The following is a 24964-nucleotide window of genomic DNA, read 5'->3' on the forward strand; positions in this document are numbered from 1 at the left end:
AGGGGCATATACGGAAGCGGGCGCGACATGTACGACTACGTTATCGTTGGAGCCGGATCGGCAGGTTGCGTGCTGGCCAATCGCATCTCCGCCAATCCCGACCTGTCGGTCTGCCTGCTCGAGGCGGGACCACCCGATACCCATCCCTTGATCCGAATGCCGCTCGGGATGGTGCACATGATGATGAGCAAACGTCTTAACTGGCGTTACTATTCCGTGCCACAGCGCCACCTCGACGGTCGCCGTTTGTACTATCCCCGTGGAAAAACTCTCGGCGGCAGCAGCGCCAGCAACGCGATGGTCTACACCCGCGGCCACGCGAGCGATTATGATCATTGGGCCGAACTTGGCAACCGCGGCTGGAGCTATGCCGATGTCCTGCCGCTGTTCAAGCGCGCTGAACATCACGAAGCCGGGCCGTCGCCGTTCCACGGCGTCGACGGTCCGCTTAACGTGGCGACACAGCGTTCAACCAATCTGCTGACACGCGTGTTCGTCGAGGCCGCCGTCGAAGCCGGATATGCCCGCAATCCCGACTTCAACGGCCCGATCCAGGAAGGCGTCAACTGCTACGAACTCACGCAGAAACATGGCGAGCGCTGGAGCGTCGCGCGTGCCTACCTGCATCCGGCGCTGCAGCGGAAGAACCTGACCGTACTTACCGGTGCGCACGCCACCCGGATTCGGCTGGAGGGGCAGCGCGCCGCCGGGGTCGACTATCTGCACCGCGGTCGCGTGCGCAGCGCCGCTGCCCGGCGCGAGGTACTGGTGGCGGCGGGCGCCATCAATTCACCGCAACTCCTGCTGCTGTCGGGAATTGGACCGGAAGACGGGGTGCTGGGCCACGCCATCCCGGTACGCCACCACCTTCCCGGGGTGGGCCGCAACTTGCAGGACCATCTCGATGCATTGGTCGTACACCGCTGCACGCGCCCGGTGTCGCTGGGTATTTCGCCAGCCACGCTGCCGGCGTGGCTGAAGCACCTGTTCGACTATGCCGTGCATCGTCGCGGGCCGCTCACCAGTAACTCGGCCGAAGGCGGCGGTTTTCTCAGGAGTTCGCCTGGCGCCGCAATTCCCGACTTGCAGCTCCATTTCACGCCGGCACATCTCGACGGCCACGCCCGCGACTTGCGCAGTGCTGCTTTTACGATGCTGGGCCATGGTTATGCGCTGCACGTGTGTGCGCTGCGGGCGCAAAGCCGGGGTCGCGTTTCCCTGCACAGTGCGGATCCTACCGACGCACCCCTGATCGACCCGCGCTTTCTGTCCGACCCGGCTGACCTGGTGCCGCTGGTGGCCGGCGTCAAGGCTGCGCGCGCGGTGCTGGCGGCCCCGGCCTTCGATCTCTATCGTGGCGAGGAGATCTTTCCTGGGCCAGGCGTGCGCACCGACGACGACATCGTGCGCTTCATCCGCCGCAAGGCCGAATCGATCTACCACCCTGCGGGCACCTGCCGAATGGGCCATGACCCCATGGCGGTGGTGGACGACACGCTGCGCGTGCACGGCATCGCGGGCTTGCGCGTGGCTGACGCCTCGATCATGCCCACCCTTGTAGGCGGCAACACCAATGCCGCCGTCGTGATGATCGGCGAAAAGGCCGCCGATCTGGTCCTGGCGGAAGCGGGGGCGAGGATGTTCACACCCGCCGGTCCGGCCGCGGCGAATCAGCCGCGTTGAGGAGACGAGATGCATTACTTCGTCACGGGCGCCACCGGCTTCATCGGCAAGCGCCTGGTCAGGAAACTGCTGGCGGCGCCGGACAGCATCGTCTGGTTCCTGCTGCGCCAGGAAAGCTGGGCAAAGCTGCCCGACCTGCTCGCGTACTGGGGCGTGGACGACACGCGCGCGATCCCGGTCAACGGCGACTTGCTGCTGCCGGGCCTCGGGGTGTCCGAGGTCGACCGCCACGCCCTGTCGGGCAAGCTCGACCATTTTTTCCACCTGGCCGCGTTGTATGACCTGCGCGCCGGCGCCGCGGAACAGCTGGCTGCGAATGTGGAAGGGACACGGCAGGCAGTGCAGCTGGCGAACCTGCTGGGGGCCGGCTGCTTCCAGCACATGAGCTCCATCGCCGCAGCCGGCATGGCCGAAGGCGTTTTTCGTGAAGACATGTTCGAAGAGGCCGAAGGGCTTTGGCATCCTTATTTCTCGACCAAGCACGAGGGCGAACTGGTGCTGCGCCAGGAGTGCCGCATACCGTGGCGCGTCTACCGTCCCGGCCTGGTAGTGGGCGATTCCCGCACGGGCGAAGCGGAGAAGATCGACGGCCCTTATTATTTCTTCAAGCCGATCCAGAAGTTACGACGCATCCTGCCGCCATGGATGCCTGCGATCGGTATCGAGGGTGGGCGAATCAATATCGTGCCGGTCGACTTCGTGGTCGATGCCATGCACTTCATCGCCCACCGGCCCGGGCTCGACCACCAATGCTTCCACCTGACCGACCCCACGTCAAGGCGCGTCGGCGAAATACTCAACATCTTTGCCCATGCGGCGCATGCGCCCAGTTTCAGCCTGCGGATAAACGCGGCGCTGCTCGGCTTCCTGCCTGGCATGATCCGGCAAGGCTCGGCGGCACTGGCGCCGGTGCGGCGCCTGCGCGAAGCTGTCATGCACGAGCTTGGCCTGCCCGAGGGGGTCGCCAGGTTGCTCAACTGGCCGACCCGGTTCGATAACCGCCAGGCCCAGGCCGCGCTCGAGGACAGCGGCATCGTCTGCCCACCGCTCGAGCAGTACGCGGCCGCCGTATGGGATTACTGGGAACGCCACCTCGATCCCGAGCTGGATATCGAGCGTCGCCTGCGCGCCGAAGTGGCCGGCAAGGTCGTGCTGATCACCGGCGGCTCCTCGGGCATCGGCCTGGCCACCGCACACAGGATGGCGCAGGCGGGTGCGACGACCCTCATCTGCGGACGCGACGCCGACAGGCTCGCCACCGCCACCACAGAAATCGGCAAGCAAGGCGGCGCCGTGCAGGCGTACCAGGTCGACCTGTCCGACATCGCCGCCTGCGAGCGCTTCGTGCAGGCCGTGCTGGCCGACCACGGCGGGGTCGACATCCTGGTCAACAATGCGGGCCGCTCGATCCGCCGTACCGTCGAGGCAAGCTACGAGCGCTTCCACGACTTCCAGCGCATGATGCAATTGAATTACTTCGGTGCGGTACGCTTGACGATGGGCCTGCTGCCTTCGATGGTGGCGCGCCGTGCGGGGCAGGTCATCGTTATCTCGTCGATCGGCGTGCTGACGAACGCACCGCGCTTCTCGGCCTATGTCGCATCGAAAGCGGCTCTCGAAGCCTGGGCCGGATGCGCTGCGGCCGAATTCGCCGACCTCGGCATCGCTTTCACGACCATCAACATGCCGCTGGTGCGCACTCCCATGATCACGCCGACCGCCGCCTACCGGCATGCGCCGGCGATCCCCCCAGAGGAAGCGGCCGGGTTCGTGGTGCAGGCGATTGTCGGCAAGCCGGTGCGCATCGCCACCGAGGTTGGCCAGATCGGCCGCGCGCTGCAGGCACTCACACCGCGCCTGGCCCAGGCCGTCATGAACACCGCCTTCCGGCTGGCGCCCGGCGAGGGCGGCGAGGGCGTCCCGGCACCCGAGGCAAGCTCGCCCGAGCTGCAGGCGATGCAGCAGCTGCTGCGCGGCATACACCTCTGACATGGCGTCCGGCGCCACCACCCGCGAGACATTGTCGGCAGTCGATGCGGCCTGGCTGCGCATGGACCGGCCCGTCAACCTCATGATGATTTGCGGCATGATGTTACTGGACGGCCACGTCGACCTGCAGCGGTTGAAGGACGTGATACGCACGCGCATGCTGTGCTTCCACCGCTTCCGCCAGCGTATCGTCGACGCGCATGGCGATCCACACTGGGAGTTTGACCCCGGTTTCGATCTCGACTGGCATGTGCGCCGCCTGGCCCCGTATGCCGGCGCGTCGCTCGAGGACATGGCGAGCATGCTGGCCAGTACCGCGCTCGATCCCGGCAGGCCGATGTGGCAATGGCACCTGATCGACGGCCCCCACAGCAGCGCCCTGGTCATGCGCATCCACCATTGCTACGGCGACGGATTCGCGCTGCTGCATGTTATCGAGGCCATGACCGACACCGATCCCGTGCACCCGCGCCATCCCATGTCCGACCTGGTGGGCCACGCGGACCGGCGGGGAGCCTGGGAGCGCGTCTTCGGACCGCCGGCCGAAGTCCTCGGCGCTGCGCTGCGTGGGGCGCTGGACCTGGCGGCGGCCGGGACCGGCCTGCTGGCCCATCCCTCGCGTACGTTCGACTACGCCCGGCGCGGCGTCGACCTCGCTTTCCAGGCGGGCGTGATCGCCGCCATGACGCCCGATGCGCCGACCCGGCTCAAGGGTGAGCTCGGTATTGCGAAGCGGATCGCCTGGTGCGCACCGTTGCCGCTGCTCGAGGTCAAGGCGCTGGCCGGCGTGCTGGGCTGCTCGGTCAATGACGTGCTGGTGGCCTGCGTCGCCGGCGCGCTGCGCGCCTGGCTGCAGGAAGCGGACGATGTACCGGCCGGCCAGACCTTGCGTGCGCTGGTGCCGGTGAATCTGCGTCCGGCGGGCCCGGTGACGGAACTGGGCAACCGTTTCGGCCTGGTCTTCCTCGACCTGCCGGTCGGCGTTGCCGATCCTGTCGAGCGGGTCCACGCGGTTCATCAGGGCATGGCCGCACTGAAAACCTCGCAGCAGCCGCTGGTGGCGTTCGGCCTGCTGGCCGGAATGGGCGTGGCGCCGGAGTTCGTCAAGGAGCGCATCCTCGAGGCGCTGGCCGCCAACGCCAGCATCGTGATCACGAATGTGCACGGTCCGGAGCAGCCGCATTACCTGGCAGGCCGGCGCATCGAGCGCGAACTGTTCTGGGTACCGCAGTCGGGCGGCATCGGGATCGGGGCGAGTATCCTCAGCTATGATGGCCAGGTCAGCTTCGGGGTGATGGCCGACGTCCAGCGCGTGCCGGATGCGGCGGACATCACCAAGCGCTTCACCGACGAGTTCGAGGGGCTGCGCCTGTGCGCACTGATGATGCAGTGGCCGCCGCCGGACCGGTAGCACTGTGCCACCGGGGGCAGTCGTGCAGGCGCCGTCGCTAGTGATGCTGCTTGCTCGCCGCAGGCGGCGTCCCGATGGCGGCACGCGCGTGCGCGCCGTGCGGCAGCATGGCCTCGATGGTCTGCCCGAGGCTGCCGGCGATACCGACCAGCACATCCTTGACGGTGCGCACTGCGGTGTGGCTGATCTCGCCCGCTGCTTCGATGGCGCCTTCGATCGCGCGCCGGCCGACCTGGCCGGCATCGCCGCCGGTCTCGCGGGTAGCTTCGATCAGGCCATCGATGCCGCGCCGCGCCACCATGCCGAGGTCGGCGCCCAGGGTCGCCGCCACCAGGATCAGCGAGCGTGTGATCTCGAACGAGGCAGCTACCACGTCGCCGCCGACGTCGTGCACGCCGCCGACGATGCCCTTGGACACGCTCGTGATGCTGATGGTCAGGCCGCTTCCCACCTGCTCGCTTGCCATCACCGCGCCCTTGACCACGTGCCGGATCACTTCCGCCATCTCGTCGGCGGCCGCGCCCCCTGTGCCGAGGCTGTCGGCCACCGTCTTGCGAACCAGCGCGGTGATCTGGCCCTCGATGGCGTCGAGCGCGGCGAGGCTGTCGGCCATTCCTTGCTGCACTGCCTGGGCGGCATGTCCGGCCCGGGCGCCACCGTCTCCGGCGTGATGCGACTGGTCCGCATGCGCGCGCGGATGGGCCGCGGCGGTCTTTGCTTCCGTCTTCGTTTCGGTCTTCGCCTCGTACTTCGTCTCGTTCTTCGTCTGTTTGCCGGCCATGTCAGCTCCTTCGGTATCGGTATGCACGCATGTTCGATTGGACCGTAATTTGCCGACGCAATTGCAAGGCGCGATGCTTCACACACTGATGTAGATCAATACGCTCCCCATCAAGCGGTCCATCGTGCAGGAAGCCGCGGTAAGACCGGGCGGCTGCGGGCGCATGCCCACGGCCAGTCCCACCTGCCCGACCTGCCGACCTGCCTCTTTGTGTCACAAGGCCTGCCATGGAAAAGATTTGGCTGAACAGCTATCCCCCGGGCGTGCCCGCCGAGGTCGATCTCGCTCCCTATCCCTCGCTGCCCGCGATGCTCGACCGGGTCGCCGAACGTTTCGGTGACAAGCCGGCCTTCAGCAACCAGGGCGCGACGATCAGCTGGTTCGAGCTCGACACCTTGTCGCGCCGCTTCGCCTCGCACTTGCATGCGGCCGGCCTGCGCAAGGGCGACCGTGTCGCGATCATGCTGCCCAACCTGCTGCAGTACCCGGTCGCCTTGTTCGGCGCGTTCCGCGCCGGCTGCACGGTCGTGAACGTCAACCCGCTGTACACCGAGCGCGAACTGCAATACCAATTGGCGGATTCGGGTGCGAACGCCATCGTGGTGCTGGAAAACTTCGCCCACACGCTGGAACAGGTGCTGCCGGCGACCGCGGTGCGCCACGTCGTCACTACCCGCGTCGGCGACCTGCTGCCTTTTCCCAAGGCCCAGATCGTGAACCTGGTGGTCCGCTACGTACGCCTCATGGTGCCAGACTGGCACATCGCCGGGGCCGTGCCGTTCCCGGAGGCGCTGGCGCACGGCGCATCCGCGGCGGCGCCGGACGTCCCGCTCGACGCGGCCGACACCGCCTTCCTGCAATACACGGGCGGCACCACCGGCGTGCCCAAGGGGGCCATCCTCAGCCACGGCAACATCGTCGCCAACATCGCCCAGATCACTGCCTGGATCCGCGCCACCCTGGAAGAGGGCAAGGAGATCGTGGTGCTTCCGCTGCCCTTGTACCACGTGTTCGCGCTCACCGCGATGTTCACCTTCGCCGCCTACGGGGCCAGGATCGTCCTGATCACCAATCCGCGCGACATCCGCGGTTTCGTCCGCGAACTCAGGCATACCCGCTTCACGGTCATGATCGGCGTGAACACCCTGTTCAATGCGCTGCTGAACGCCCCCGAGATGCGCCAGGTGGACCTGCGCGGCGCCAAGCTGGTGGTGGCGGGCGGCATGGCGCTGCAGCGCTCGGTGGCGCAGCGCTGGCAGCAGCTGTCGGGCAAGCCCATCATCGAAGGCTACGGCCTGACCGAGACCTCGCCCTTCGTCTGCGCCAACCCGCTGGACGCGACCACGTTCTCGGGCACGGTCGGGCTGCCGATCCCGTCGACCGAGCTGGTGCTGCTCGACGACGCCGGCGTCGAAGTGCCGCTCGGCGAACCGGGCGAGATCTGCGTACGCGGGGCCCAGGTCATGCGCGGCTACTGGAACATGCCGGACGAAACCGCCCATGTGTTCACCCCGGATGGCTGGCTGCGCAGCGGCGACATCGGCGTCATCGACGAGCAGGGCAGGGTCAGGGTGGTCGACCGCAAGAAGGACGTCATCGTCGTCTCCGGCTTCAAGGTATTCCCGAACGAAGTCGAGGACGTGGTCGCCATGCATCCCGGCGTGTACGAGGTGGCCGCCATCGCGGCGCATGACAGCCAGGACCAGGAAACGGTCAAGGTGGTGGTGCTGCGGCGCGATCCGGCCTTGACGGCCGAGGCCCTGGTCGAACACTGCAGGAAGTACCTGACACCCTACAAGGTGCCGAAGGTCGTTGCATTTCGCACCGAGCCCTTGCCGAAATCGAATATCGGCAAGATATTGCGGCGTGTCGTGGCGGAACAGGAAGCGCGCGCCGCCGCCGGCGCCACCGCCGCGCCGGCTGACTGACAGAGGAGACAAGATGGACCGCAAACTGAAGGAACTGGCAAGGTCGGACGATGCCGCCATGCTCGATGCCGTGTGCAGTTCGGCGCACCAGATCTGGCAGGCCGGGCTCGGCGCGTTCGCCCGGGCGCAGCGGGAAGGCAGCGAACTGTTCGAGAAGCTGGTCCAGGATGGCGGCGAACTGCAGAAACTGACCCAGCGGTTCACCGGGGGCACAGGCGTTTCGGTGACCGATACCGTCACCCGGCTGGCAGAGAATGCCGGCCGCCAGGCCAGCGGCTCGCTGGACAAGCTGGAGAAGATGTTCGAAGACCGGGTGGCCCGCTCGCTGCGCAACCTGGGGCTGCCGGCGCCCGAAGAAGTCCAGGCCCTGGGCCGCGACGTGGCGGAGCTGAAAGCCGCGCTGCACACGGCCGGGATGCAGGCGCGCGCCGACATCGATGCGTTGACGCAGGCCGTCGACGCGCTCCGGATCGCCAACAGCCCTGCGCCTGCGAAGAAAGCGACAGCCAGGCCGGCACGCCAGGCCGGCACGCAGGCGCCTGCGAAGAAAGCGGCAGCGGGAACGGCACGCAAGGCGGCAGCCAAAGCAAGGGCAAAACCCGCCGCAAAGCCTGCCGCAAAGCTTGCCGCAAAGCGCCCGACAGCGAAGAAGACGGCAGCGGCCGGACCGCGCTGACAGGCGGCGGTTCGCTTGTCACTGTCCCACACGGCATGTCCTGGCAAGGAGGGCGCATGGCCTGGGCAAGATGTCCCTATTCCGATCCGGCCTTTGCCTACACGGCTGCCGGCCTGCACAAGGCATGGCGCCGCCTGCATGCCGGCGACGCCGAGCCGTGGCCGGCCGAGCCAGCGCTGGTCGACGCATGGATCGCCTTCCACGCCGGGCGCTTCGAGGAAGCCGCCAGGCAGGGCCTGGATGCCGGCATGGCCGGATATGCGGTGGCGAACAAGGCGACCTGCATCCATGCGGTCTACCTCGAACCCTCGGCGGCAACGAGGAGCGAGCGCTTCCTGCAGGTGGCCGAACGTTGCGAGCAGCAGCAGGCGCGGCAGCCGTCGAACCCGGCAGCCTTCTATTGGCATGCCTACGCACTCGGCCGGCATGCGCAGGCCGTCTCGGTCGTGAAGGCGCTGGCCCAAGGCATCGGCGCCAGGGTGAAGGCCAGCCTCGACACCACGCTGGCGCTGGCGCCGCGCCACGCCGATGCCCATATCGCGCTCGGCGTCTACCATGCCGAGATCATCGACAAGGTCGGGGCGCTGCTCGGTGGACTGAGCCATGGCGCCAGCCGGGAGGCGGCGCTCGGACATTTCAGGCAGGCGCTTGCCCTCAATCCGGATTCGGTCATTGCGCGCGTCGAATACGCGCAGGCGCTCGCCATGCTGGACGGACGCAAGGGGGCACAGGCCGCCATCGCCCTGTGCGAAGAGGCCGCCGCGATCAAACCGCACGATGCGATGGAACGCCTGGATGTCGAACGCGCGCGACAAGCACTCGAAGACTGAGTCGAAGCCGCGTCATCTGCACGGTTCCGACCTGCACGGGATCAGCCGGCTCGGGCTGATGGCGGTGGAGGAAGTGCTCGACCTGGTGGACGCCCTGCAGGCGCGTTTCCTGGCACGCGGCGGCGGCGGCATCGCCGGCTTCGCCGTCCGCCGGGCACGCGCCGGCTCCGCGCTGGTGGGCCGCTGGGTGGATGCCTGCCTGGCGCCGCGGCCGGATCCTGGCCACAGCCCGCCCTCATCGGCCGAACGCGAAGCCGTGCTCGCCGCGCTGAACGGGCTGGTGGGCGATTTCCTGGCCCTGTCGGACAATGCGCTGGCGATCCCGATGCGGCTGCGCCGCGATGGCCGCCCGCTGGTTCTCGAACGCGCCGCGCTGGCCGCCGCCATTCCCGAGCCAGGCGGCAAACTGCTGATCCTCGCGCATGGCTTGTGCCGCTGCGACCTGCAGTGGCGGCGCAACCACCACGACCATGGCGAGGCGCTGGCGCGCGACCTGGGCTATACGCCGCTCTACCTCCACTACAACAGCGGGCTGCACGTCTCGGTCAACGGGCGCGCCTTGTCCGACATGCTCGACACCCTGGTGCGCGAGTGGCCGGTGCCGGTGGAAGAAATCAGCATCCTGGCGCACAGCATGGGCGGACTGGTGGCGCGCAGCGCCTGCTACTACGGACGGCGCGCACGTCATGCATGGCTGCGCTCGCTAAGACACATGGTCTTCCTGGGCACGCCGCACCATGGCGCCCCGCTGGAGCGCACCGGCAACTGGCTGACCGTCACGCTTGGCCGCAACCGCTTCACCGCACCCTTCGCCAGGCTCGGGCAACTGCGCAGCGCCGGCATCACCGACCTGCGCTACGGGAACCTGGTCGATGCGGACTGGCAGGGCCGCGACCGCTTCGAGCATGCCGGCGACCAGCGCCGGCGGGTACCTTTGCCCAGGGGCGTGCGCTGCTATGCGATCGCCGGCAGCACCGGCCGCCGGCTGGGCGACATGCGCGAACGCGTGCTGGGCGACGGCCTGGTGCCGCTCGACACGGCGCTCGGGCGGCACCCCGACCCGGCCTACACGCTGCGCTTTCCGGAAGCGCACACCTGGATCGCGTTCGGCATCCACCACCTGGACCTGCTCTCGCGCGTCGAGGTGTACCAGCGCATCCGCGCCTGGCTTGCCGGCTAGCGGCGCGGCATGCGCAGCAGGCGTTCGGCGCGGACGCCGAACGGCGGGTACAGCCAGGGAAGCAGGCCGATCCTGGCCCGCAGGAAGACCGGCTTGAAGTGGCTGAAGGTACGAAAGCCTTCCTCGCCATGGTAGGCGCCCATGCCCGACTCGCCGATGCCGCCGAAGGGCAGGCTGTCGGTGCCGGCATGCAGGAAAGTGTCGTTCACGGTGACGCCGCCGGACGTGGTGTGCGCCAGCACCCGCTCGACGGTCGCGCGCCGGCGCGCGAACAGGTACAGCGCCAGCGGACGCGGACGCGCATTGATCCAGGCGATCGCCTCATCCAGGCTCGCATACTCCAGCACCGGCAAGACCGGTCCGAAGATCTCTTCCCGCAAGACGCTGGCGTCCGGTGCCAGTCCGGACAGCGCCACCGGCGGGAACAGTCGGCGCCGGGCGTCGCCAGCCACGCCGGACAGCGGCCAGGCGCGGGCGCCGCCGGCAAGCGCCTCGTCGACCATGTCTTGCAGTCGAGCGAGCAGCAGCGGATAATTCCAGGGCACGACGATGCCGGCCACGCCCAGCGGCTGCGGCATGAGCCGCGCCGTGCCGGGCCAGAACTTGAATCCCGGGCGCCGCCGCTGCGGCCGCATCCAGCCGGCACCGTGCCGCAACGAATGCGCGATGCCGTCGAGCACAGGGTTGATCTCGAGCAGTTCTGTCTCGTGAAGCGAGCGGTGGCCGAAGTCGGCGCTGATCGCCGCCGCCAGTGCGCCGCGCTGCCGCCGCAGGCGGCCCGCACGCAGGGCCCACGGCGCCGGCGGCGTGGCGCGCGCGCTCGTGCTGCTGGCCGAAGATCCGGGTCAGCGCAGTGCCGGGAACGGCGCCGTCCTCAGTCCCGGACTGGGCGGCCATGGTACTAGCTTCCATGCCGCCATTGTCGGAAGCGGTCAAGGAGCAGGTTTGAGAAATATCAAACGACGGCCTACCCGGGCCGCATGATCTCTTCCCGAGCCGGGAAAACAGCCTGCCAAAACGGCCAATATGAACGGGGCCTGCGCTACACTCATTGTTTTGTTGCCAAGAAAAACAACAATGAAAAAGACACGCAGCTATCTCCTCCGCGGCCTGCTGGTGCTGGGCATGCTGCTGCTTGCCGCGCTCGGAATCGCCCTGTCGAACGCCCGAATCGAACTCACCGAAGCCGGCGTCCACAAGCGTCTTATCGTCCCGCTCGGCGGCGCAGGGAATGCGGGCATCCATACCTATGCCGGCACTGGCGACGACGTGCGCCTGCCCGGCTTCCTCGATGGGCCGGTCGTGCGCAAGGGCGCGGACGGCAGCTGGGTGGCGACCTGGTATTGCGAGGGCGAAGTCGGCCGGCTTGCCGGCAAGGATGGAGACCTGGCGATCGATTGCGCCGGCCGCCGGCACCGGTTCCCGGTATCCCGCGTCCCCACGGTGCCCGGCGCCGTCTTCGATACGCAGGCGGATACCCTGGTGCTCAGCGATATCGAAGGCAACCTGCGCTTCCTCGATGCCGCCCTGGCGTCGCTCGAGGTGACCGACGCTGCCGGCAACTGGCGCTATGGCCGCAAGCACCTCGTGATCGCCGGCGATGCGGTCGATCGCGGGCGCGACGTGTTCGCCGTGCTGTGGCGGCTGTATGCGCTCAGCCTGCAGGCCCAGGACGCCGGCGGCGCCGTCCACCTGGTGCTGGGGAACCACGAGCAGTATCTGCTGCGCGGGAACATCTCGCGCGCCAACCGCGACCACCTGCACGCATTGCAGCGGATGGGTGGCCATGTGGAGGCATTCGGCCCCGACACGCTGATCGGCCACTGGCTGCGCCTGCAGCCCGTCATCGTCAAGAGCGGAAGCACCTTGATCACCCATGGCGGCGTCCATCCCCTGGTGGCCGATGCCGGTTTCACCCTCAGTCATCTCAACAGTGCGATGCGGCGTTACTGGTCGGGGGACCGGCCGGGCAAGGCGGAGCTCGACGCCGTGATCGGTCCCGCCGGCTTGACCCAGTACCGCGGCTATCTCGAGGATGGCGACGACCGCTACGCTCGTGCGACGGCTGCCCAGGTCGGCGACGTGCTTTCCCATTTCGGTGCGAAATCGATCGTCGTCGGACATACCCTGGTCGAGCGCGTGAGCGCGCTGCACGACGGCCGGGTATGGGCCATCGATGTCAACAGCAATACGGCACGGCCCGAAGCGCTCCTGATCCGCAACGGCGAACCCGGCGTGGTGCCGGTGGGCGTCGCGCGGCAACTCGACGAAGGGGGCGGACGCCGCCTGACCCGACCTTTCAGCCTGCTCGCGGCGCGCGACCTCGCCATGCTCAAGGAGCTGGTGAATTCGAACTATGCGCTGGCGCGCATTCCCCAGCCTTACTGAGCGCCGCTTGCAGGCATGAGCGCCAGCAGCCGCTCGAGTACCGGCGCCGTCGCATCGGCGATGCGGTCGATGCTGGCCTCGCGCAGGGCGGCCGTGTCGACGACGTGGGTCGACTGCAGCCCGGCCCAGGCCAGCAGTGCCCCGCACGCCTCGGGATGATCGAAGACGCCGTGCAGGTAAGTGCCCAGCACCTGGCCGTCTTCCGAGCACGCGCCTTCGCTGCGTCCGTCGATGACGAAGGCCGGCCGGTCCATGGCCGCACCTTGCGATACGCCCATATGGATCTCGTAGCCCTGCAGGCCGAAGCGTTGCCCGTCCGCGCGCGTGGCCTGTCCACTGACCACAGCCAGCCGCTTTTCCTGCGCCAATTCGGTATCGATGTCGAGCAGTCCCAGCCCTTCCGACACACCGGCTTCAGCCTCGACCCCATGCGGATCCGCCACCGTACGGCCGAGCATCTGGAAGCCGCCGCAAATCCCGATCAGCTTGCCGCCATAGCGCAGATGCCGGCTCAGCTGCGCCGGCCAGCCCTGCGCCCGCAGCCAGGCCAGGTCGCCACGCGTGTTCTTGCTGCCCGGGAGGATCACCAGGTCGGCCGCCGGTATCGCCTCGCCCGCACGCACGAAGCGCAGGTCGATCTCCGGGTGCGCGCGCAGCGCGTCGAAGTCGGTATGGTTGCTCATGCGCGGCAGGCTCGGGACCACGACCCGGAAGCGCCCCCGGCCCGACTGCGCCGGCTGCACGGCATCCTCGGCGTCCAGGTACATGCCGTGCAGGTAGGGCAGCACGCCCAGCACCGGCTTGCCGGTCTGCGCTTCCAGCCAGTCGAGCCCCGGTTCGAGCAGCGTGATGTCGCCGCGGAAGCGGTTGATCACGAAACCGGCGATCCGCCTGCGCTCGGACTCGGACAGGCAGGCCAGGGTGCCGACCAGATGGGCGAACACGCCGCCGCGGTCGATGTCCGCGACCAGGATCACCGGGCAATCGACCGCCTCGGCGAAGCCCATGTTGGCGATGTCGCGCTCGCGCAGGTTGATCTCGGCCGGGCTGCCAGCGCCTTCCACCACCACCGCCTCGTACTGCACCAGCAGGCGTGCATGCGATTCCAGCACCGCGCCCATCGCCACGCTCTTGTACTGGTGGTAGTCGCGCGCGTTCATTTCTGCGCGCACGCGGCCGTGGATGATCACCTGGGCGCCGGTGTCGCTCGAGGGCTTGAGCAGGACCGGGTTCATGTCGGTGTGCGCGTCGACGCCGGCGGCGATCGCCTGCAGCGCCTGGGCGCGCCCGATCTCGCCGCCCTCGCGCGTGACCGCGCTGTTGAGCGCCATGTTTTGCGGCTTGAACGGCGCCACCCGCAGGCCCCGGCGCAGCAAGAGGCGGCACAGCGCGGCCACCACCGTGCTCTTGCCGGCGTCCGAAGTCGTTCCCTGCACCATCAGGGTACGGAAGGGCAGGGCGCTCATTGCTTGCGGCGCCGGCGCGCCAGCTCGAGCTTCTCGCACAGGACGGCGGTCCCGGCGATCATGCGCGGACCCGCGCGGTTGAGCAGGTTGCCGTCGACCGTGAACAGGTTGTCGTTGCGGGTGGCGTGCAGGCGCCCATACGGCTTCCACAAGCGCACGCCGCCATAGTTCTTTTCGGCGGTGGCGAACACCGCCTCCGGATCGGCCTGCAAGACGCTTTCGATCGACACGGTCGGCGCGATCACGGTCAGCTTGTCGAAGATGTTCTCGCCGCCGCACAGGCGCAGCGCATCGGTGACGATGTGCTTGCCGCTGAGCGTGTACAGCGGCTTGTCCCACACCTGGTAGAAACTGCGCACCGTCGGGCGGCCCGCATAGCGGGTGCGCAGGCCGGCCAGCTGCCTGCGCAGCTGCGCCGCCGCGGCGTTTGCCACCGTCTCCGTGCCCATCAACTGGCCCAGGCGCAGCAGGTTGTCCGGAATGCTGTCGAGCGTTTGCGGATCGCTCAGGAACACCGGCACGCCCAGCTGGCGCACCATCTCGATCTGGCGTTCGGCGTTGTTGTGCATCCAGGCGACGATCAGGTCCGGCTTCAGGCTGATGACGCGCTCGAGGTCGATCTCGCGGTTCGAACCGATGCGCGGGATGCGCTTGGCTGCTTCCGGATAGTCGCTGTAGTCGACCGCGCCGACGATGCGGCCGCCGCCGCCCGCTGCGAACAGGGTTTCGGTGACGTGCGGCGCCATCGAGATCACCCGCATTGCCGGCTTGCCGAGCGTGACCGCGTTGCCGGCGTCGTCGCGCACCGTGACCGCAGCCGCCGGCGCGGCGGCGCAAGTGATTGCCAGTGCCGCCACGAGAATGACCATCTGTTTCATCGATTGCTCCATGTGTGAAGTGCTGCCTGCAGCCGTTCCCAACCGGCTTCGTCCGGCGGCAGACCGACCCGGATGCCGCGCCCGGCCTCGCGGAACAGGCGGCACCAGATGCCTTGACGCGCCAGGTGCGTGTGGAAAGCCTCCGGCTGCGCTTCGGGCCACCAGTGAAACAGCGGCGTACCCGTCGCACGGATGCCGTGCGCCTCCAGCAGGCTGCGCATGCGCCGGCCGGCAAGCTGCAGCCGTGCGAAGCTCGCACGCTGCCAGGCAGTGTCGCGCAGGGCCTGCAGCGCCACCGTCTGGGCCGGACCGCTGACGGCCCACGGTCCCAACAGGTCCGCGAGTGCCTGCAAGGTTGCCGCCTCGGCGCCGACGAAGCCCAGCCGCAGGCCCGCCAGGCCGAAGAACTTGCCGACCGAACGCAGCACGATCAGGCCGGGTTGCGCCGTGTGGGCGGCGACGCTGAGCGCCGGATCGGTATCGCCGAAGGCCTCGTCGACGACCAGCCAGCCGCCGCGCGGGGCCAGCCGCACCGCCCAGTCCAGCAGGCGCCCGGGCGCGATCGCCGCGCCGGTCGGGTTGTTCGGATTGACCACCACCACCACGTCGCTGCTGTCGATCGCGGCCTCCAGCCCGGCATGGGCAGCGAGGCGCAAGCGGTGCCCATGCTTGCCCCAGGCGTGCGCGTGTTCGGCATAGGAGGGCGCCGATACGGTGACGCGCGACGGCGCGCGCAGCCGGGGGAGCGCCTGGATCGCCGCCTGCGTGCCCGCTACCGGCAGCAGGTCGGGCGCGCCATAGCAGGCGCAGGCTGCCGCGACCAGCGCCGGATCCGGCTCGGGCAGGCGATGCCAGGCGTCGGCAGGAAGGGCAGGTGCGGGATAGCCCAGCGGATTGATACCGGTCGACAGGTCGAGCCAGTCATCGCGCCCGTACAGGCGGGCGGCCTCGCGCAGCTTGCCGCCATGTTCAAGCATGTGCGCTCCGCATCAGCGCAATCACGGCCGCGGCGCAGGCCAGGCCGAGCCAGAGCAGGGTCGTGTGTAGCACCAGGCGCCAGGCGCGCGCGATGTCCGCCGCGGTGGCGCCAGGACCTGTGCCCAGTGGCGGGCGCTGCTCGAGCTCACCGTCGTAGACCGCGGCGCCGCCGAGCGATATCCCGAGCGCGCCGGCGCCGCTGGCCATCACCGGCCCGGCGTTCGGGCTGCTCCAGGCGGAGGCTTGCGTGCGCCAGCAGCGCCAGGCGCGTGCCTGCGCCGTTCCCGCCAGCAGGACATAGGACAGCGCCGTCAGCCGTGCCGGCACATAATTCAGCGCGTCGTCGATGCGCGCAGCCGCACGGCCGAACAGGTTGAAGCGTGCGTTCCGGTAGCCCCACATCGCATCGAGCGTGTTCGCCAGCCGGAACAGGACCGCGCCGGCGCCGCCCGCCACCATGAACCAGAACAGCGTGGCGAACACCGCGTCGTTGCCGTTCTCGAGCAGCGACTCGGCGCCCGCCTTCGCCAGGTCGGATTCCTGTGCGTGTTGCGTGTCGCGGCTGACGATCCACGCGGTGCGCAGGCGCGCCGTCTCCAGGTCGCCCGCACGCAGGGCGTCGACGATCGGCAGCGCATGCTCGCGCAGGCTGCGCAGCCCGATGCAGGCATACAGCAGGACCGCATGCAGCCACAGGCCGGCATGCGCGATCGCCAACCAGGCCAGCAGGGCCAGGGGCGGCACCGCCAGGGCCCACGCCAGCAGTCCGCGCGCGAAGCGCCGGCTGCCGCGGTTCAGCCAGGCTTCGATGCCTTGCGCCAGCCGGCCGAAACCGACCAGCGGATGCCAGCGGCGCGGCTCGCCCAGCAGCAGGTCGAGCAGGATGCCCGCCGCCAGCAGGCCGGCCAGCTGGGGCCAGGTCAGGCCGCTCAGCATGCATCCCCTTTCAGCACGAGCGGCAGCCCGGCCGCCACGAACACGGCGCGATCGGCGGCCGCCGCCACCGCCTGGTTCAGCCAGCCCGCTTCGTCGGTAAAGCAGCGCGATACCGCGCCCTGGGGAACGATGCCCATGCCGACCTCGTTCGCGACGAAGACGAGGTCGCCCTTGACGCCGGCGTGCAGCAGATCGAGCAGCGCCGCGCGTTCCTGGTGGAAGCGCTCCGGCAGCGCCGGTTCGCCCACATCCGGCCAGGCGCGGCCGTCGCAGAACATCAGGTTGCTCAGCCAGAGCGTCAGGCAATCCACCAGCACCAGACGCCCGGGCGCGCATTGCGCGCGCAGCACCGAGGCCAGCGCCAGCTCCTCCTCGACCGTGCGCCACCGGGCCGGGCGGCGCGCGCGGTGCCGCGCAATGCGCGCCGTCATTTCGGCGTCGCCCGCACGCGCGGTGGCCACATACACGACTTCCTTGCCCGAAGCGCGGGCCAGTCCTTCGGCATGGCGACTCTTGCCCGAGCGGGCGCCGCCGAGCACCAGGGTGCAACTCACGATGCGCCTGCGCCGAGCAGCGCCGCTATCGCCGGCGGGTTCGAAGGAAAGTAAGCGTGGAAGTACGAGGCGGTGAGCGAGCCGATGCGGTACACCGCTTCGCCTTGCGCGCCGTTGCCGGTCTTGACGGTATGCGCCCGGGCCTCCACCGACGTCTCCAGGCGCGAATAATGGAAACTGTGGCCGCGCACCGGACCGAACCGGGTCGGCATGGCATGGGCGCCGAGGCCGGCCAGGCGCGGCTGCATGTGCACTTCGCCCGGCAGCAGGCCGGCCATCGGCCAGCGCCGTCCGTCCTTGTCGGTCAGGCCGTCGGCCAGCACCATCATGCCGCCGCATTCGGCCAGGATCGGCAAGCCGCGCGCGTGGGCGTCGCGGATCGAGCACTGCCAGCGGGATGCCCGGGCGAGCGTCTCGCCATGCAGTTCCGGATAGCCGCCCGGCAGGAACACGGCATCGGCATCCATCGGTAGCGCTTCGTTTGCCAGCGGCGAGAAATAGCGCAGGCGCGCTCCCATCTTGTCCAGCAGCTCGATGTTGGCAGGGTAGAGGAAGCAGAAGGCCGCATCGCGCGCGATGGCGACCGTGCGCCCGTCCAGCAGCCGGCCCGGGTGCTGCCACGCGGAGGGCGACTGCGCCATCTTGGGCAGGGCCTTCCATGCCCCTTCGTCGAAGTGCAGATCGTCCGCGAGCTGGTCGAGCAGCGCATCCAGTCCGTCGACCTCGCCGGGCAAGACCAGGCCGAGATGACGCTCCGGCAGCGGCCGGTCCTGGCGCGGCAGCCAGCCGACCAGGGGGATCTCGCGCAGCGACGCGGCCACCATGCCCGCGTGGCCCTCGCTGGCGATGCGGTTGGCGACCACGCCGGCCAGCGCTACCGGCCCGTAGTCGCGCAATCCGCGCGCTACCGCACCGACGGTCTGGGCCATGGCCGAGGCATCGATCACCGCCAGCACCGGGACGCCGAATTCGCGCGACAGGTCCGCCGCCGACGGCGAGCCGTCGTACAGGCCCATCACGCCTTCGACCAGGATCGCATCGGCTTCGCGCGCCGCGTCGTGCAGTCGGCGCCGGCACTCTTCGACGCCGACCATCCACAGGTCGAGCGTATGGACCGGCGCGCCGGACGCGCGTTCGAGCAGCATCGGGTCGATGAAGTCCGGCCCGCACTTGAAGACCCGCACCCGCAAGCCCTGGCGCAGCAGCTTGCGCGCCAGGGCGGCGGTGACGCTGGTCTTGCCCTGGCCTGAAGCCATTGCCGCGACCAGCACGGCGCGGGCGCCCGCATCCCTGTTCATGTCACCACTCCGTCCCGGCCTGGGCCGCAATGCCCGCCTTGAAGGCGTGCTTCACCACGTTCATTTCGGTGACCGTGTCGGCCACCGCCACCAGTTCCGGTGGCGCTGCGCGGCCGGTCACCACCACGTGCTGCATGACCGGGCGGTCGAGCAGGTCGGCGATGACCGTATCCACGTCGAGGTATCGGTACTTGAGCGCGATGTTCAGCTCGTCCAGCACCACCATGCCGTAGCTCGGGTCGCCAAGAAAGCGCCGGGCCTGCGCCCAGGCTTCCTTGGCCTTGGCAATGTCGCGTTCGCGGTCCTGGGTCTCCCAGGTATAGCCTTCGCCCATCGCATGGAAGCTGACTTCGTCGGGAAAGCGGCGCAGGAATTTTTCCTCGCCGGTCGACATGGCGCCCTTGATGAACTGGACCACGCCCACCTTCATGCCGTGCCCCAGGGCGCGCGCCACCATTCCGAAGGCGCTCGAGCTCTTGCCCTTGCCGTTGCCGGTATTGACGATGAGGATGCCGATTTCCTTGTCTGCCGCCGCGATTTTTGCGTCGATGACGGCCTTCTTGCGCGCCATGCGCAGGCGGTGGCGCTCGTTGAGCACCAGGGCGTCATCGCGATGCGTTTCGCTGTGGCTCGTGTCGTTCATGTCGTTCATGCCCTCGCCTCATGGGGAAGGAAAATGCGGCGGCCGCCGTGCTCGATCATGTCGATCGGGTGGCCGAGGTAGTCGCCCAGCAGCGCCGGCTGCATGGTCTGCTCGACCGGGCCGGCCTGCCAGCGGCCGTCGCCGTTCAACAGCAGCGCATGGGTGGAGATGCGGTAGGCCAGGTTCAGGTCGTGGCCGATCATGACCACGATCTTGCCCTGCTCGCGGCACAGCTTCGCCAGCAGACCCATGACGCTGACCTGGTGCGCCAGGTCGAGCGCATTGGCAGGCTCGTCGAGCAGGAGCAGCGCCGTGTCCTGGGCCAGCAGCGCGGCGATGGCCACGCGTTGGCGCTCGCCGCCGGACAGGGTGCGCACGTCGCGCACGGCCAGGTCCGCCACTTCCATCGCTGCGAGGGCGTCCATGGCGGCCTGGTGGTCGTCGCTTCCTTCCCAGTAGCGCCTGGCGTGGTAGGGGTGGCGCGCCGACAGCACGGTTTCGATCACGCTGTACGAGAAGGCATCGTGGCGCGACTGCGCCAGGAAAGCGCGCTCGCGCGCCAGTGCTTCCGGCGTCCAGTCCTGTAACGCGCGCCCGCCCACCAGCACGGCGCCGCCGTCCGGCCGGCGCAAGCCGGCGAGCGTGCGCAGCAGCGTGCTCTTGCCGGCGCCGTTGCGGCCGATGATGCTCCAGCACTCGCCTGGGCGGGCGGCCCAGTCGAGATCACGCACCAGTACGCGGTGGCCGGCCTTGAGCATGAGGTGTTCGGTCCGGATCATCTTACCTCCGCAGCCTGTGCAGTTGATACAGGAAGACCGGCGCGCCGATCAGCGCGGTGATCGCGCCGACCGGCAACTGCTGCGGCGCGATGACGGTGCGCGCGAGCGTATCGCACAGCACCAGGAAGCTGCCGCCGGCCAGCACCGCCGCCGGAATCAACACGCGGTGGTCGGGACCGAAGGCGAAGCGGCAGGCATGCGGCACGATCAGGCCGACGAAGCCGACCGAGCCGGCGCTGGTCACGGCGCTGGCCGTCAACACGCCCGAGACCAAGAACAGCCCCTTGCGCAGGGAACCGACGCGCACGCCGAGCGTGGCGGCCGCCTCCGCATGCAGCGCCACCATGTTCATGGCACGCGCGCTGCGCAGGGCATACAGCAGGCCCGCACCCAGCACCAGCCAGGGTGCGAGGCGCAGCGGCGCGCCGGCGAGGTCGCCGATCATCCAGAAGATCATGCTGCGCAGCCGGCCTTCCGGCGCGATCGACAGCATCAGGGTGACCAGGGCCATGCAGGCCGACGACAGGATCACACCGGTCAGCAGCAGCATCGAGGCGCCGCCCTCTTGCGCCAGGCCGCCGCGCAGGTCGCGCCGGGCCAGCAGGTAGAGCAGCATCGACACGGCCACCGCACCGCCCAGCGCGGCCAGGTCGACCACGATGGCGGCGGCCATCAGGAGCAGCGCCAGCAGGGCGCCGACCGAGGCCCCGGCCGAGATGCCGAGCACGTAGGGATCGGCCAGCGGGTTGCGCAGCAGCGCCTGCATCATCACCCCCGCCAGTGCCAGCGCACCGCCGGTGACGAAGGCGGTCAGGGCGCGGCCGGCGCGCAGCTCGAGCAGCGAGGCCGCCAGCGATCCGCCGTCGGCGCCCGCGCCATTGGCCAGCTGGCCCAGGGCGTCCGGCATCTCGGCCAGCGGCACGGCGATCGAACCCGTCATGCCGGCGAACAGCAGGCTGGCGACGGCGCACAGCAGCAGTGCGCCGATGACCAGCATGGCGCGCCGGCGGTGGGCGTGGGCGGGGTGATGCATGGGTCTCCTTCTCGATGGCGGCCGGGTCAGCGGATGCCGTAGCGCAGGGCGGCGAACCAGCTGCGGCCGCCGGTGCCGTAGTAGCGCGCCAGTTCGTACTGCTTGTCCGTGACGTTGTCGAGGCGGACCAGCAGGGACAGGTCGCGCGTCATCCGCCAGCTAGTGTACAGGTTGAGCAGGCCGTAGCCGCCCAGGCGGTTCCGGTTTGCTGCATCGTCGAAGCGCTCGCCCGACAACAGCAGCTCGGCGCCGGCCGCGAGCGCGCCCCAGCCGGTGTCGGCGTTGAAGCTGGCATGTTTTGTCGCACGGCGCGCCAATTGCTTGCCGGTGGTCTCGTCGGTCGGGTCCTGCCAGTCCAGGCTGCCGCGCAGATCGATCTGGCCGACGCGGGCCTGGACCGCCACCGTGAGGCCTTCCAGCTGCGCTTCGTTGACGTTGTAGGCGCAGCTGCCGGTCCGGCCGGGGCAGGGCGTGCGCGAGACGATCATGTCGGTCAGGCGGTTGCGGAACCAGGTGGCGTCGAGCTGCATGCCGCCGGCGTCGTAGCGCAGGCCGGCTTCGACATTGCGGCCCTTCTCCGGACGGTTGCTTGCCAGGCCGTAGCCGGGGTAGTACAGCTCGTTGAAGGTCGGCGCGCGGAAGCTGGAGCCAATGCTGGCCGTGGTGCGCAAGCCATTGCCGAAATCGTAGCCGTAGCCGGCGGCGCCGGTGTTCTTGCCGCCGTAGCTCGAAGAACGGTCGTGGCGGGCGCTGGCGTCGAACAGGTGGGCGCCGCGCCTGGCCGCGTAGGCGGCCGCGTAGGCATTGGTGCTGCGGGTGCGCGACAGGGCGGCGGTGGAACTCGACGCGACTTTTTCTTCGCGGCGGCTCACCAGGACTTGCAGGGTGTCGGGGCCGAGCGCGATGCCGTTCTGCCAGGTCAGTTCGTCCTGCCTGGTATCGATCTGGCTGGCGCCGCTTGCCGCCGTGCTGGTGAAGCTGCCCAGCTTGTCCTCCGAGCGGGCGTATTGCAGGGTGCTGTGCCAATTCGGCGTGAACCGGGTTGTGGCGTGCAGCGCACGCGTATTCAAGTCCTGCTGGTTGTGGGCGTCATAAGCGGTGCTGCCGTTGTCGTATTGCGCACGCAGCTCGCTGTGCAGGAACTGCGCGCCGAGGTCGACACCGGGGATCGGTGAAAAGGAAAACTGGCCGTTGGCGTGGCGGCGGCGATAGCCGTCGTCATCGGGATTGAAGCCGAAGGCGCCCGGGCGCGTGGCCGAGAAACCGTCCGATTCCTCGTGCCCGGCGCTGAAGGCGTAGCGAAACACATTGGCTGCACCGTGCACGCTCGCGTCGAGCTGGCGCGTGGCATTGCTGCCGGCGCCGGCCGAAGCGCTGACGACCGGTGCGCCGTCGCCCTTGCGCGTGAAGATCTGGATCACGCCACCGATCGCATCCGCGCCATACAGTGTGCTGAGCGGTCCGTAGACGATCTCGATGCGTTCGATGGCCCCCAGCGGTACCGCGTTCAAGGCGGCGCCGCCGCTGCTGGACGAGCCGATGCGCACGCCGTCGAGCAGGACCACGACCTGGTTGCTGTTGGCGCCGCGCAGGAACACGCTGGTGGCGGCGCCGGCGCTGCCGTTGCGGGCGATCTCGATGCCGCGCTGGCGCTGCAGTACGTCGGCCACCGAACCGGCGCCCAGGCGCGCGATCTCTGCGGCGTGGATGACGGTGGTGTCGGCGATCACCTCGGCCGCGCGTTGCGGCATGTGGCTGGCGGTGACGAGCACCGTATCGGCGGTCTGGGCGAAGGAGGACGCGGCGAAGGCGAACGCGAACGGAATCGCGAGCGCCGGCGCGGCCGCTTGCCGTGTTACAGAAAAGTTCATGAAATGTTCACATCAAAGACAACCAGCCGACGTCCCCGTAGGCCAGATTGAACAGAAGCGCAGCTTGGGCGCGCTTCCACCTTTTGGCCGGTATCCGGGCTGGCAAGTGTGGCCGTCCGACCTTCCCATGCATTCGCACAGTGGTCATGGAAGACGGTTTGCCGCGCTTGTCATGCATCGAGCGCGGCACTTGCTTACCGTTGCGGGGGCAGCACACGTTGGCCTTGTTGAAGGGCTTCGTGTTTCCCGTTTAACTGCGGTCGTGAACACGACCGCGAGCACCAAAACGTCGCCATTATAAATTAGAAACCGCGGCGTGGCAGGGCAGCGTTGTCAGTCTCTCAGCTCGATAACTTCACCGTACGCGATGCGATGCGGGCTGGATGCGGCGCGCAGCGCGGCGGTTTCGACGCTGCCGCCCGCATGCAGGGCCGACAGCAGGCGCATGGTGCCGGCATGGCAGATGAGCAGGGCAGCGCCATAGCCGGTCCGGCGCAGATCCTCCCGAAATGCGGCTACCCGATGCGCCACCTCGCGCACGGTGTCGCCGCCACCGGGACGAAAGCCCAGCAGGTCGGCGGCCCAGGCCTCCACCTCGGCGCGCGGGATGGCATCCCATGGGCGCATCTCCCAGGCGCCGAAGTCCATCTCGGCCAGGCGGGCGTCCAGGCTGACGGGTGCGCCCAGTTCGCGCGCCAATGCGGCACAGCGTGCCAGCGGGCTCGCATGGACCGGCAGTGCGCCGGGCAGTCCGGCAGCGCGCAGGCTGGCCGCGACCTGCGCGAGCGCTTCCGCCGATGCCGGGACGTCGGTCTTGCCGTAGCAGATGCCCGCTGCGATATCCGGCTGCGGATGGCGGACCAGGATCAGTCGCATCGACTTACGCCAGTGCGCCGTCGCCGAGCGTGGCCAACACGGCGAGGTAGATGACGACTTCCGCCAGTTGCTGGACGGCGCCGAGGCAGTCGCCGGTATAGCCGCCGATGCGGCGGACGAACTTGCGGGCCAGCCACCAGGCAGCGGCGCTGCTTGCGGCCAGGGCTGCCAGCAGCGCCGGCAGGTCGAGGGCGCCGGCCGCGAGCAGGATGCCGGCCGCGAGCGCGACGCTGGCGCAGGCGATGCCGAATTCGCTTGTCGTCATGCGTTCGGCCAGCGGCTTGGCCTTGCCCTCGGCGCGCGCGTATTCCATGCGCCAGATCAGCGATGTCGCCGCCAGGCGCGACAGCGGATGGGCGAGCAGCAGCGCGCCGATGGCGCCGGCGGGCGGCAGCATCGCCAGCGTGACGCACTTCAGGCCGAGCATGCAGACGATGCCGATGGCGCCGTAGGCGCCTACGCGCGAGTCCTGCATGATCTCCAGTACCCGCTCGCGCGTCATGCCGCCGCCCATGCCATCGCAGGTGTCGGCAAAGCCGTCTTCATGGAAGGCGCCGGTGGCGTAGACGGTTGCCACGGTCGAGAGCACGGCCGCGACCGGCGCGGGAAAGAGCAGGGCGGCCGCGGCATACACGCCGGCGCCGAGCGCCCCCACCACCAGGCCAACCAGTGGAAAATAGCGCGAGGCGTGGTGCAGCCATTCCTGCTCGAAGCCGACCCAGCGCGGAATCGGCAGGCGCGTGAAAAACTGGACCGCGATGAAGAACAGGCGCAGCTGCTGCATCT

Annotated in this window: 22 protein-coding genes and 1 riboswitch; of the genes, 8 read left to right on the plus strand and 14 right to left on the minus strand. The window is 69.0% G+C overall.

The window, feature by feature from the left end; genetic code table 11:
* The first annotated feature begins 27 nt into the window (after window positions 1–27).
* Genes IM543_04540 through IM543_04550 form a run of 3 tightly spaced genes read left to right on the plus strand, consistent with a single transcriptional unit; the run spans window position 28 to window position 5083 of the window.
* Window positions 28–1683 carry a choline dehydrogenase gene (locus tag IM543_04540; protein QOY95157.1) on the plus strand — a complete coding sequence of 552 codons (1656 nt, stop codon included), beginning with the start codon at window positions 28–30 and terminating at the stop codon, window positions 1681–1683.
* Between the two features lie 9 nt (window positions 1684–1692).
* The gene (locus IM543_04545; GenBank protein ID QOY95158.1) at window positions 1693–3672 is read left to right on the plus strand and encodes an SDR family oxidoreductase; all 1980 of its coding nucleotides are present in this window, start codon (window positions 1693–1695) and stop codon (window positions 3670–3672) included.
* Between the two features lies 1 nt (window position 3673).
* On the plus strand, window positions 3674–5083 hold the full coding sequence (locus tag IM543_04550; protein ID QOY95159.1) for a wax ester/triacylglycerol synthase family O-acyltransferase: 1410 nt from the start codon (window positions 3674–3676) through the stop codon (window positions 5081–5083).
* Between the two features lie 37 nt (window positions 5084–5120).
* On the opposite strand, the gene IM543_04555 is transcribed toward IM543_04550, so the two are convergent.
* The gene (locus tag IM543_04555; GenBank protein ID QOY95160.1) at window positions 5121–5864 is read right to left on the minus strand and encodes a hypothetical protein; all 744 of its coding nucleotides are present in this window, start codon (window positions 5862–5864) and stop codon (window positions 5121–5123) included.
* Between the two features lie 227 nt (window positions 5865–6091).
* On the opposite strand from IM543_04555, the gene IM543_04560 reads away from it, so the two are divergent.
* Genes IM543_04560 through IM543_04575 form a run of 4 tightly spaced genes read left to right on the plus strand, consistent with a single transcriptional unit; the run spans window position 6092 to window position 10478 of the window.
* Entirely contained in the window at window positions 6092–7792 is a 1701-nt protein-coding gene (locus IM543_04560) for an AMP-binding protein (protein QOY95161.1), read from the plus strand.
* 13 nt (window positions 7793–7805) lie between these two features.
* On the plus strand, window positions 7806–8468 hold the full coding sequence (locus IM543_04565) for a phasin family protein (protein QOY95162.1): 663 nt from the start codon (window positions 7806–7808) through the stop codon (window positions 8466–8468).
* A 56-nt stretch (window positions 8469–8524) separates the two neighbouring features.
* Window positions 8525–9298 carry a hypothetical protein gene (locus IM543_04570; protein QOY95163.1) on the plus strand — a complete coding sequence of 258 codons (774 nt, stop codon included), beginning with the start codon at window positions 8525–8527 and terminating at the stop codon, window positions 9296–9298.
* A 58-nt stretch (window positions 9299–9356) separates the two neighbouring features.
* A complete protein-coding gene (locus tag IM543_04575) occupies window positions 9357–10478 on the plus strand; it encodes an alpha/beta hydrolase (protein ID QOY96519.1) in 1122 nt (373 codons plus the stop codon).
* On the opposite strand, the gene IM543_04580 is transcribed toward IM543_04575, so the two are convergent.
* Complete coding sequence (locus tag IM543_04580) at window positions 10475–11266, minus strand: aldehyde dehydrogenase family protein (protein ID QOY96520.1); 792 nt, start codon at window positions 11264–11266, stop codon at window positions 10475–10477. The two genes, IM543_04575 and IM543_04580, sit on opposite strands and share 4 nt — an antisense overlap.
* A gap of 289 nt (window positions 11267–11555) precedes the next feature.
* On the opposite strand from IM543_04580, the gene IM543_04585 reads away from it, so the two are divergent.
* Window positions 11556–12866, plus strand: a complete 1311-nt coding sequence (locus IM543_04585) for a metallophosphoesterase (protein QOY95164.1) — start codon at window positions 11556–11558, stop codon at window positions 12864–12866.
* Here IM543_04585 and IM543_04590 read toward each other — a convergent pair.
* The 12 genes from IM543_04590 to IM543_04645 form a co-directional block, all read right to left on the minus strand.
* Entirely contained in the window at window positions 12860–14332 is a 1473-nt protein-coding gene (locus IM543_04590) for a cobyric acid synthase (protein ID QOY95165.1), read from the minus strand. The genes IM543_04585 and IM543_04590 overlap by 7 nt on opposite strands.
* Entirely contained in the window at window positions 14329–15210 is an 882-nt protein-coding gene (locus IM543_04595) for a cobalamin-binding protein (protein ID QOY95166.1), read from the minus strand. The genes IM543_04590 and IM543_04595 overlap by 4 nt, the downstream gene beginning before the upstream one ends.
* On the minus strand, window positions 15207–16187 hold the full coding sequence (locus IM543_04600; protein ID QOY95167.1) for a threonine-phosphate decarboxylase: 981 nt from the start codon (window positions 16185–16187) through the stop codon (window positions 15207–15209). The genes IM543_04595 and IM543_04600 overlap by 4 nt, the downstream gene beginning before the upstream one ends.
* A complete protein-coding gene (locus IM543_04605) occupies window positions 16180–17124 on the minus strand; it encodes a cobalamin biosynthesis protein (protein QOY95168.1) in 945 nt (314 codons plus the stop codon). The genes IM543_04600 and IM543_04605 overlap by 8 nt, the downstream gene beginning before the upstream one ends.
* Entirely contained in the window at window positions 17118–17678 is a 561-nt protein-coding gene (gene cobU, locus IM543_04610) for a bifunctional adenosylcobinamide kinase/adenosylcobinamide-phosphate guanylyltransferase (GenBank protein QOY95169.1), read from the minus strand. The genes IM543_04605 and cobU overlap by 7 nt, the downstream gene beginning before the upstream one ends.
* On the minus strand, window positions 17675–18976 hold the full coding sequence (locus IM543_04615) for a cobyrinate a,c-diamide synthase (GenBank protein ID QOY95170.1): 1302 nt from the start codon (window positions 18974–18976) through the stop codon (window positions 17675–17677). The genes cobU and IM543_04615 overlap by 4 nt, the downstream gene beginning before the upstream one ends.
* 1 nt (window position 18977) lies before the next feature.
* Window positions 18978–19619 carry a cob(I)yrinic acid a,c-diamide adenosyltransferase gene (gene cobO, locus IM543_04620; GenBank protein QOY96521.1) on the minus strand — a complete coding sequence of 214 codons (642 nt, stop codon included), beginning with the start codon at window positions 19617–19619 and terminating at the stop codon, window positions 18978–18980.
* Window positions 19620–19624: 5 nt separating this feature from the next.
* Complete coding sequence (locus IM543_04625) at window positions 19625–20398, minus strand: ABC transporter ATP-binding protein (protein ID QOY95171.1); 774 nt, start codon at window positions 20396–20398, stop codon at window positions 19625–19627.
* A 1-nt stretch (window position 20399) separates the two neighbouring features.
* The gene (locus IM543_04630) at window positions 20400–21431 is read right to left on the minus strand and encodes an iron ABC transporter permease (protein QOY95172.1); all 1032 of its coding nucleotides are present in this window, start codon (window positions 21429–21431) and stop codon (window positions 20400–20402) included.
* Window positions 21432–21457: 26 nt separating this feature from the next.
* Window positions 21458–23302 carry a TonB-dependent receptor gene (locus IM543_04635; protein QOY95173.1) on the minus strand — a complete coding sequence of 615 codons (1845 nt, stop codon included), beginning with the start codon at window positions 23300–23302 and terminating at the stop codon, window positions 21458–21460.
* A 67-nt stretch (window positions 23303–23369) separates the two neighbouring features.
* Window positions 23370–23603, minus strand: a riboswitch (cobalamin riboswitch).
* Window positions 23604–23635: 32 nt separating this feature from the next.
* On the minus strand, window positions 23636–24178 hold the full coding sequence (locus IM543_04640) for a histidine phosphatase family protein (GenBank protein QOY95174.1): 543 nt from the start codon (window positions 24176–24178) through the stop codon (window positions 23636–23638).
* 4 nt (window positions 24179–24182) lie between these two features.
* Window positions 24183–24962 (minus strand): adenosylcobinamide-GDP ribazoletransferase, encoded by a 780-nt coding sequence (locus IM543_04645; GenBank protein QOY95175.1) that lies wholly within the window; start codon window positions 24960–24962, stop codon window positions 24183–24185.
* Window positions 24963–24964: the final 2 nt, after the last annotated feature.

The organism is Massilia sp. UMI-21 (genome assembly GCA_015277795.1).
Lineage (GTDB): Bacteria > Pseudomonadota > Gammaproteobacteria > Burkholderiales > Burkholderiaceae_D > Telluria.